This is a genomic window from Bacillus sp. ISL-77 (genome assembly GCF_018613105.1).
In genome coordinates, this window is sequence record NZ_JAGGQY010000067.1 from 24,806 (window position 1) to 33,710 (window position 8,905).

Sequence of the window (8,905 nt, forward strand, 5' to 3'; positions counted from 1 at the left end):
AACGAATTATCAGAGTTTTATTTTAACATATTTACATTAATTTGGTTTTAATTGAAGAATAACCCGGGTTCCTAAGGTCAGAACACCGGGTTATTCTTAATATTCATCATATCGATATCTTCTAGTCTTCGCTGCATAACAGGCCTCACAGGTCGGAAACGAATGATCCCATGGCAGCTTCTTTCCGCAGGTTTTGCATTTTTTAACGAATTTATTTATATCCGTTTTTAAGCGGTCCTGCACTTTATCGCTGACCTCTTCTCTTAGCCGCTCCCAATAGATTGATGTCGTTCGCTCTCCTAGTCGATATAAAAATAACAAATGAAGTCCAATTGCTTTGTAACTGAGTTCTAATTCCTCCAAGCTTCGTTCCTTTACAATCGGTTCTGGGAGTTCTCTCCCATGGATAATGGCATACATTTTTTCTTCCCATTGCTTCGTTAATACTGGCTCATTTTTTGAAAAAGGCAGATGTAAAAATCCATAAAGGTCCATTAAGGATAAACGTGCTTCAATTTCAGTACCTGCTACCATTTGATACAACGACTTTTCCTCGGCAAGGGAAGCTTTTTTCGTTCCGTTTGGACTTTCAAATTTCCCCCATAATTCAAAAAATGTACCTAAGTCGTGATAATACCGTTGAAAGCGTTCAAAAACTGAATTGGTTGGTGCAATTGCAAATGTATGAACAGGCTCATCCTCCTGCAAAAGTAAGTTTCTCATTTTTCTGATATCACTAGTAAAGGCCACTTTGCCAATATTGTAAATACCTTTTCGACCTGCACGTCCAGCAATTTGCTTCACTTCTTGTGATGTCAGCAGTCGTCGTCTAGTCCCATCAAACTTATCATTTTCTAAAAAAACAATCCGTCGAATCGGCAGATTTAAGCCCATTCCAATCGCATCTGTAGCAACGATGACTTTTGTTTTTCCAGTGTTGAATTGCTGAATTTGCTTTTTTCTTGTTTCTGGCGGCATGCTGCCGTAGATCATGCTGACAGCATGTCCGTCATTTTGCAGTCGTGAGGCGGTTTCAAGAACGCGCCTTCGTGAAAAACAAATCAGCGCATCGCCTTTTTTAATGTGTTTAATATGAAACTCCTTCGTTTCAACCTCAAGAGGAGTATCACGGCTGTATTCATGAACTTCGATATTGGAATTACCTAAAAGCTGGAGCAGCATGGTTTTTGAATTCCTACTTCCTATGATATGGACTTCCTCTGCATTAGCTTTCGTGATTGCCTTATACCAGGAAAAACCACGGTCTTTATCGGTAATCATTTGTGCTTCATCAATGACGATTATTTCATAAAACTCTTTTTCATGAAACATTTCCACGGTGCAGGAAATATGATTAGCACCAGGGGTGATTTTTTCCTCTTCCCCAGTTTTTAAGGAACACGGCGTCCCCTCAGCGTTTAATTTATCAAATACCTCAAGTGCTAATAATCGAAGCGGTGCTAAATATAACCCGCGATAAGCATCTTTCATTCTTTCTAGCGCATGATGGGTTTTCCCTGTATTGGTTTCGCCAATGTGCAGGACATAACGGACCTGACGTTGTAACGAAGGGTCGTATTCCGTTGCAAAGATTTCCTTCATCATCCGCTCTTCTTCTGCTTTTTTCCGCTCGAGTTCTTCTTGCGCTTTTTTTTGTTTTTGCTCGCGCGCTTGGAAGTCTTTTTCAAAAATTTCTTTATGAACCTTTGCATCAAAAGGTATTTCTGCCAAACGTATTAAGTCCGACAGGTATTCAGCTTGGATATCCTCAATAAAATAACCCTCGACATCATAAAGAACCTGAGCAATGCTGCCCTTTACGAAGGACGCCGATAGTTTCTCAAGAAAGGTTTCATGAAAATCATCCTTAAGTTTTTCAGAAAGCTGCTCTAATATTTTTTCCGGAATAAGCTCAGACAAATAGTCAGCAATTAAGCTTTCATAAACGAAAAAATAGGTTTGATATTCATAAAAACTCCTGCCCCAATTCAAAGTTTTATGGATATCCCCTGTCAATTCTTCAAAAAAGGTGGCAACAGTTGTATAGGCTGAGGGGTTAAAATGACCTTCATCCACTAATTTTTCTTCTAATGCAAAGGTATCAACCGATTGAAACTTTACATTATTTTGTAGGTCAGCCACTAGTTGTATTGCAACGAAGTAACGAACATATAAATAAAACAGCTCATATTGTTCTTCCAAGATCCCAACAGCGGCATCTTCAATCTCACTTCTGATCAATTGCTTCTGTTCTTCAAGCTGTTTTTGTTCTTCTCGTTTTATAAAATTAACCTTCGCCTCCTGATACTGTTTCTCCCACTCTTCTTCTTTACCTGAAAATGTTTCATGAACCCACCCCATCGTATCAAAGACATGATAGGTTCGCATTTCATCCCTAAATAACTTATTGATTAGTTTTTTGTCGATTCCCTGTACCTCGAAGCCTTTATCAGTTAAATATTGCTTTTTTTCATTCCTTGGAACATCATTGGTCGACTTATTTAGCCAAACATTGGTCCAAATTTGCTCAATATAATGATTTCTGTCAGCTAGGTATTGTTCAAAGGTTGGCAGTGTTTCTTTCGTTTCGAAATAATGGTTAATATCTTCATACACTTTCAATTTTGTATGTTCTATCGCTTGAGGGTATATAGTGGTTATTTTATTCATTTATTTCCCTCCTTTTCTAGAAAATGTTTTGTTAAGTCCATTCTATCACAAAACAAAAAACCGAACAAGCATTCGGTTTTAAAGTTGATGCTGGCTGCAATATTGATCCACTAGGTCTTCGATTTGATCCAGTTCAGGAAACTTCCCTGAGAAGTGAAATTTAATTTCCTCGATGAAGTTATCCTGATTATATACATGAATGGCCCCATTTTGCTGAATGACACTAAATTCTGGTACAAATCGATAACCGCTGCGTTCAATAGCCCCCATTGTAAGTCCCCTTTAAAATAATTTTTTATAGTATTTGCATAAAATGGGCGTCTATCCAATTACATCACAAAAAAAAGGGATGGTGCATACTGCAACATCCCTCGTTCTTCCTTTATGCTGTTGTAAAAACTTCTTGTTTATTTTGTTCATGGCGAATGGTTGCTTGTGCTGCAGCCAAACGTGCTAGTGGTACGCGGTATGGTGAACAACTGACATAATCTAGGCCGGTTTTGTAGCAGAATTCAATCGAGCTCTTTTCTCCGCCATGCTCGCCGCAAATACCTGTTTTTAAAGACGGTTTTGTTCCACGGCCAAGCTTCACGCCTGTTTCAACTAGCTTACCTACGCCGTCTTGATCGAGGACAGCAAACGGATTTTCCGGGAGCACTTTATTTTCAATATAAGCTTGCAAGAACTTGCCTTCCGCATCATCACGGCTGTAACCAAATGTTGTTTGTGTTAAATCATTGGTTCCAAACGAAAAGAAGTCAGCTTCCTCGGCAATTTTATCCGCAGTTAAAGCAGCACGCGGAATTTCAATCATAGTTCCAATCGTGTACTTGAAGCTTTTTCCGGTTTCTTCTTGAACAAGAAATGCCGCATCAATCACTAATTTACGCATATCCTTTAATTCATTCACATGACCGACCAAAGGAATCATGATTTCTGGTTGCACTTCGATGCCTTTGTCAGCGAGCTTAGCTGCTGCATAGAAAATGGCTTTTGCTTGCATTTCATAAATTTCTGGGTAAATCATCCCAAGACGGCAGCCACGGTGGCCTAGCATTGGGTTAAACTCATCTAATTGGCGGACCTTTTTCAGCAATTGTTCTTTTTTCTTCAATTCTGGTGATTGTGGATCTAAGATTTGAAGCTTCGTTACTTCCACTAACAGTTCCTCTTTATCCGGTAAGAATTCATGTAATGGTGGATCTAGTAAACGGATAGTTACAGGTAATCCTTGCATAGCTTCGAAGATTCCTTCAAAGTCCCCTTGCTGCATTGGCAATAACTGGTTCAAAGCTTCCATTCTCTCATTATAATTTTCAGCAAGAATCATTTTTTGCACGGTTGGAATCCGTTTTAAATCCATAAACATATGTTCAGTTCGGCATAAGCCAATTCCGCCTGCGCCAAATTCAAAAGCTTTTTTTGCATCCTCTGGGTTATCTGCATTGGCACGGACCCCTAATTTACGCTCTTGGTCTGCCCATGCAAGCAACATTTGGAACTCATCCGATAGTTCTGGGTCAATCATTGGAATCTCCCCAAGCATAATTTCACCAGTAGAGCCATCAATCGTTATGATATCTCCATAATTAATAACTGTCTCACCAATTGTAAATTGTTTAGCTTTCAGATCTATCTTTAATGCTTCACATCCGCAAATACACGCTTTCCCCATCCCACGAGCGACTACTGCAGCATGGCTTGTCATGCCGCCACGGCTAGTCAAAATTGCTTGCGATGCAACGATACCATGGATATCATCTGGAGTGGTTTCAGGACGAACAAGAATTACTTTTTTTCCATCATTGTTTAATTGCTCTGCTTCGTCGGCATTAAACACGACTTGACCTGTCGCTGCACCTGGTGATGCTGGCAAGCCTTTTGCTAAAACTCTCTTCTCAAATTTGTCGTCAATCCGGCGATGCAGCAGTTGATCTAATTGTTCCGGGTCAACACGTAGCAATGCCGTCTTTTTATCAATGATTCCTTCTTCGACCATTTCCACGGCGATTCGAATCGCTGCTTGCGCCGTTCTTTTTCCATTACGGGTTTGCAGGATAAATAACTTACCACCTTCCACCGTAAATTCGATATCTTGCATTTCTTCGTAATGCTGTTCCAAGCGCTTGCAAGTATCAGTGAATTGCTTATATACTCCTGGCATTTCATCTTTTAAAGTAGCGATTGGCTGTGGAGTACGAATCCCTGCCACAACATCTTCCCCTTGGGCATTGATTAAATATTCACCGTAAAGGACATGCTCACCAGTCGATGGATTTCTTGTGAATGCCACACCTGTGCCTGAATCATTCCCCATGTTGCCAAACACCATACTTTGAATATTTACAGCTGTTCCTAAATGGTCAGCAATTTTGTTAAGGCGGCGGTAGACAATCGCACGCTGATTATTCCAAGAGTTAAAGACTGCATGGATGGCAAGGAATAACTGCTCTTTGGGATCTTGCGGGAAATCCTTTCGTTTATGCTTTTTGACTATTCCTTTATAGCCAATAATCACTTCTTTCCAGTCATCAGCACTCATTTCTGGGTCAGAGGAATAGCCTTTTTCCTCGCGTATTTCTTCTAATAATTGTTCAAAATAGTAGGTATCGATATCTAGTACAACATTACTAAACATCTGTATGAAACGACGGTAGGAATCATAAGCGAACCGTGGATTATTGGTTAATTCTGCTACTCCGATAACGGTTTCATCATTCATTCCAAGATTCAAGATGGTATCCATCATGCCTGGCATGGAGAAAACAGAACCAGAACGTACGGAAACGAGCAAAGGATTTTTTGGGTCACCTAGCTTTTTGCCCATTTTTTCTTCAAGACGGGTCAGGGCTTCTAAAGTCTGGACTTCAACAATTGTTGGAATGGTTTTGCTAGCTTCATAGAATGCATTGCAAGCCTGTGTAGTAATTGTAAAACCATACGGAACTGGAAGACCAATACGCGTCATTTCCGCTAGGTTTGCCCCTTTTCCCCCAAGTAACCCCTTCATATTGCCATTTCCTTCATGAAATAAATAAACTAATTTTTCCATTATTAGTAGCTCCTCTCCTTTTTTAACACGTCTAAAATTAAGCCGGCTGTTTCTTCAACAGCTTTATTTGATACATCAATAACAGGACAGCCTAAGCGCTTCATCACTTTTTCAGCATGATCAAGTTCCTCAAGAATTCGCCCAAAGCTTGCATAGTTAGCCTGTGAGGCTAACCCTAAAGCCTTTAGACGTTCCTTGCGAATTTCATTTAATTTATCTGGTGAAATTATTAAACCAATACAATTCTTACGGGGTATTTCGAATAATTCATCTGGCGGTGGCACCTCTGGAACCAAAGGAACATTGGCCACTTTAAAACGTTTATGTGCTAAGTACATAGACAAAGGGGTCTTAGATGTACGTGAGATACCGACTAGAACAATATCCGCCTTTATGATCCCTCTTGGGTCACGCCCATCATCATACTTAACTGCAAATTCAATTGCTTCAATTTTCCGGAAGTATTCTTCGTCCAATTTTCTCATCAATCCAGGTCGATGGTTCGGCTGTTTATTGAAGCTTGTTTCAAACGCATTCATCAATGGACTTAGTAAATCTACAGCAAAAATGCTCTCTTCTTTTGCACGTCGATCTAAATACTCTTTTAATGATGGAATAACGATCGTATAGGCAATAATCGTCCGTCCCTTTTTTGCTAGTAAAATGATATCTTCAATATCTTCAAAATCATCCACATAGGAATTACGGCGAATTTCTACCTGCCCGCCATTAAATTGTGTTGCCACTGCTTTTACTACAAACTCAGCTGTTTCACCTACTGAGTCAGATACAACATAGACAACTTCTTTCTGTACCAAAATGGCAGCCACTCTCCTTAGTTTGAATTGTTTTCCATGATTTCTAAATATGCCCGCGTTATGGTGGTTTTGGTGATTCTTCCTACCAGCAAATATGTACTTTTTTGCTCCTCTATTTCCTTAACAACTGGTAAAGAGTCAATGCGATTATGGATCATCTTTTTGGCTGCTTCGAGCAAGGTCTCTTCAGGATTAATTGTAATAATATTTGGCATTCTAGTCATGATGACACTGACAGGTAATTCATTTAGATTTTGATTTCCTAGTGATGCTCTGAGCAAATCCTTACGGGAAACAACCCCTGCTAGATGTCCTTTTGTATCAACCGCATAAAGTGTGCCCACATCCTCTAAAAAGAGCTGAACGATCGCATCATACACGGAGGTTGATTTCTCAACGACAATTGGATGGGCTTTATAATCCGTTACTTTTTGGTGGATAAACCTTTTAGCCTGTTGCTTTGCTTCAAAGCTTTCATTAAAAAAATAACCTACTCGTGGCCTTGCATCTAAGTTACCTGACATCGTTAAAATGGCAAGATCGGGTCTTAGTGCAGCTCTTGTTAATGAAAGCTTCTCTGCGATGTCTTTTCCTGTAATGGGCCCGTTTTGTTTAACAATCTGGAGGATTTCATCCTGACGTTTAGATAATTTAATAATTACCCCCCCTTATCTACATTAAATATGTTATATTCAATAGATTCATTACAAATGTGTTATACTTATTTATATATAGTATATTACATTATGTTATAAACCGAAACAATAAGTTTTATATTTTTTTACAAAATATTAAACTATTTTTTTAAAGTAAATAAGAAACCCCGCCGTTATCGACGAGAAAGGGGGGCCAAAAAGAAAGCCATTCTGGTCTTCATAGGGTGTTGAGCTGTTCATGAAGACAAAAATGCTAAACACAATACAAAATTTGTCCTCATGGTGTGTTCATTGAGCACACCATGGGTTGAAGGAGCAAGCATAAACTAGCAGAGACAATAAAAAAGTGGAAATATAAAAAAAGGCACAAAAAAATCCCAAGTATTTACTTGGAATTTTTTTGTGCCTTTTTGACAGGGGCAGTAGGAATTGAACCCACACTGAAGGTTTTGGAGACCTTAGTTCTACCTTTAAACTATGCCCCTAAACATGGTGGAGGGGGACGGATTCGAACCGCCGAACCCGGAGGGAGCGGATTTACAGTCCGCCGCGTTTAGCCACTTCGCTACCCCTCCACATATAAAAAATAATAAAACTGGAGGAGGAAGAGGGATTCGAACCCCCGCGCGGTGTTACCCGCCTGTCGGTTTTCAAGACCGATCCCTTCAGCCAAACTTGGGTATTCCTCCATGGAAAAAGAAAATCATATAATAGTATTTTTGGTAGCGGCGAAGGGAGTCGAACCCCCGACCTTTCGGGTATGAACCGAGCGCTCTAGCCAGCTGAGCTACACCGCCAAAAAAATTATATTATTATGGTGGAGTCTAGGGGGATCGAACCCCTGACCTCCTGCGTGCAAAGCAGGCGCTCTCCCAGCTGAGCTAAGACCCCAAAATATTTTGAAATAAAGAATGGTCGGGAAGACAGGATTCGAACCTGCGACCCCTTGGTCCCAAACCAAGTGCTCTACCAAGCTGAGCTACTTCCCGATAATATGACGCACTGGGCGCTATATTTGATGAGTTAATTTACCTTCGAAAAAACATGGTGCCGAGGACCGGAATCGAACCGGTACGGTAGTCACCTACCGCAGGATTTTAAGTCCTGTGCGTCTGCCAGTTCCGCCACCCCGGCACTGTTTGGAGCGGAAGACGGGATTCGAACCCGCGACCCCCACCTTGGCAAGGTGATGTTCTACCACTGAACTACTTCCGCTTATATGGATGTTTTTTCTAACGCAAAAAACTATGGTGCGGGTGAAGGGAGTCGAACCCCCACGCCTTGCGGCGCCAGATCCTAAGTCTGGTGCGTCTGCCAATTCCGCCACACCCGCATAGTAAAAGAAAAATGGTGGAGGATGACGGGCTCGAACCGCCGACCCTCTGCTTGTAAGGCAGATGCTCTCCCAGCTGAGCTAATCCTCCATATAATACCGCCTGGCAACGTCCTACTCTCACAGGGACGCGTGTCCCAACTACCATCGGCGCTGAGAAGCTTAACTTCCGTGTTCGGTATGGGAACGGGTGTGACCTTCTCGCCATTGCTGCCAGACTATTTAATTGAGGAATCATTCCCTCAAAACTAGATAATGCAGAAGAAGTTTGTAAAACTGAGTGTGCCTTAAAATTGTCCAGCTACGGCTCCTAACTTCTCGGCCGTTTCGATCTGTCCCCCCAAATCCAAAACCAGGATTTGCAGTGCCAGCTCTC

The 8,905-nt window shown here is 41.0% G+C and carries 5 protein-coding genes, 10 tRNA genes and 1 rRNA gene; all 16 read right to left on the reverse strand.

Annotated elements, in window-relative coordinates; genetic code table 11:
• Positions 1 to 96: 96 nt before the first annotated feature.
• Complete coding sequence (locus tag J7E77_RS24375) at positions 97 to 2,670, reverse strand: DEAD/DEAH box helicase (RefSeq protein WP_214717435.1); 2,574 nt, start codon at positions 2,668 to 2,670, stop codon at positions 97 to 99.
• A gap of 78 nt (positions 2,671 to 2,748) precedes the next feature.
• Positions 2,749 to 2,940, reverse strand: coding sequence for a YbxH family protein (locus J7E77_RS24380; RefSeq protein WP_168244672.1), 192 nt, complete (start codon positions 2,938 to 2,940; stop codon positions 2,749 to 2,751).
• Positions 2,941 to 3,052: 112 nt separating this feature from the next.
• On the reverse strand, positions 3,053 to 5,722 hold the full coding sequence (gene ppdK, locus J7E77_RS24385; RefSeq protein WP_214717436.1) for a pyruvate, phosphate dikinase: 2,670 nt from the start codon (positions 5,720 to 5,722) through the stop codon (positions 3,053 to 3,055).
• Positions 5,723 to 5,724: 2 nt separating this feature from the next.
• Complete coding sequence (locus J7E77_RS24390) at positions 5,725 to 6,540, reverse strand: pyruvate, water dikinase regulatory protein (RefSeq protein WP_214717437.1); 816 nt, start codon at positions 6,538 to 6,540, stop codon at positions 5,725 to 5,727.
• A gap of 17 nt (positions 6,541 to 6,557) precedes the next feature.
• The gene (ccpN, locus tag J7E77_RS24395) at positions 6,558 to 7,199 is read right to left on the reverse strand and encodes a transcriptional regulator CcpN (protein WP_214717447.1); all 642 of its coding nucleotides are present in this window, start codon (positions 7,197 to 7,199) and stop codon (positions 6,558 to 6,560) included.
• Between the two features lie 411 nt (positions 7,200 to 7,610).
• Positions 7,611 to 7,681: transfer RNA gene (locus J7E77_RS24400), tRNA-Trp, on the reverse strand.
• 5 nt (positions 7,682 to 7,686) lie between these two features.
• Positions 7,687 to 7,771: transfer RNA gene (locus J7E77_RS24405), tRNA-Tyr, on the reverse strand.
• Between the two features lie 21 nt (positions 7,772 to 7,792).
• Positions 7,793 to 7,885: transfer RNA gene (locus J7E77_RS24410), tRNA-Ser, on the reverse strand.
• A gap of 31 nt (positions 7,886 to 7,916) precedes the next feature.
• A tRNA-Met gene (locus J7E77_RS24415) sits at positions 7,917 to 7,993 on the reverse strand.
• Between the two features lie 18 nt (positions 7,994 to 8,011).
• Positions 8,012 to 8,087 (reverse strand) — tRNA-Ala (locus tag J7E77_RS24420).
• Positions 8,088 to 8,108: 21 nt separating this feature from the next.
• A tRNA-Pro gene (locus J7E77_RS24425) sits at positions 8,109 to 8,185 on the reverse strand.
• Positions 8,186 to 8,241: 56 nt separating this feature from the next.
• Positions 8,242 to 8,330 (reverse strand) — tRNA-Leu (locus J7E77_RS24430).
• A 6-nt stretch (positions 8,331 to 8,336) separates the two neighbouring features.
• Positions 8,337 to 8,411 (reverse strand) — tRNA-Gly (locus J7E77_RS24435).
• Between the two features lie 33 nt (positions 8,412 to 8,444).
• A tRNA-Leu gene (locus tag J7E77_RS24440) sits at positions 8,445 to 8,529 on the reverse strand.
• Positions 8,530 to 8,544: 15 nt separating this feature from the next.
• A tRNA-Val gene (locus J7E77_RS24445) sits at positions 8,545 to 8,620 on the reverse strand.
• 10 nt (positions 8,621 to 8,630) lie between these two features.
• Positions 8,631 to 8,747, reverse strand: a 5S ribosomal RNA gene (gene rrf, locus J7E77_RS24450).
• Between the last annotated feature and the right edge of the window lie 158 nt (positions 8,748 to 8,905).